Source organism: Vibrio sp. 10N.222.49.C9 (genome assembly GCF_041474985.1).
GTDB lineage: Bacteria > Pseudomonadota > Gammaproteobacteria > Enterobacterales > Vibrionaceae > Vibrio > Vibrio crassostreae_C.
This window is the reverse complement of record NZ_JBFRVD010000241.1, coordinates 1-319: the sequence shown is the minus strand read 5'-3', so window position 1 is coordinate 319 and position 319 is coordinate 1. Positions and strand designations below refer to the sequence as shown.

The following is a 319-nucleotide window of genomic DNA, read 5'->3' as shown; positions in this document are numbered from 1 at the left end:
TAGCTGTCCCAGTCGGGAGTCGCACTGCGCCTAAAACCAGGGGTAATACACCCAACAACCACCTCTATTTTCAATTGCTTAATGAGTGATGCTAGGGATTGTAGGGAGGGTAGGGGAAGTTGTAATTGGTGAGCAGATAAACCGAGTTCAAGGCTTTCTTCTGTGCTTTCATGACTCGAATTTGTCACGTGAACGGCGTGATTTGAGGCGCTAAGTTGTTTGGCTAATGGGCGGCCAAGCCAACCTGCGCCTATAATTAAGACTGCAGTCATATTTAGTGACTAAGTGCTCTCAATACTTTTTCGGCGTGCTCTGCGAT

1 protein-coding gene is annotated in these 319 nt (G+C 47.3%); it reads right to left on the bottom strand.

Annotated elements, in window-relative coordinates; all coding sequences use genetic code 11:
* A partial coding sequence (locus AB4585_RS22950) for a saccharopine dehydrogenase NADP-binding domain-containing protein (protein ID WP_372171112.1) occupies positions 1 to 272 on the bottom strand: 272 nt, incomplete at its 3' end.
* Positions 273 to 319 lie beyond the last annotated feature (47 nt).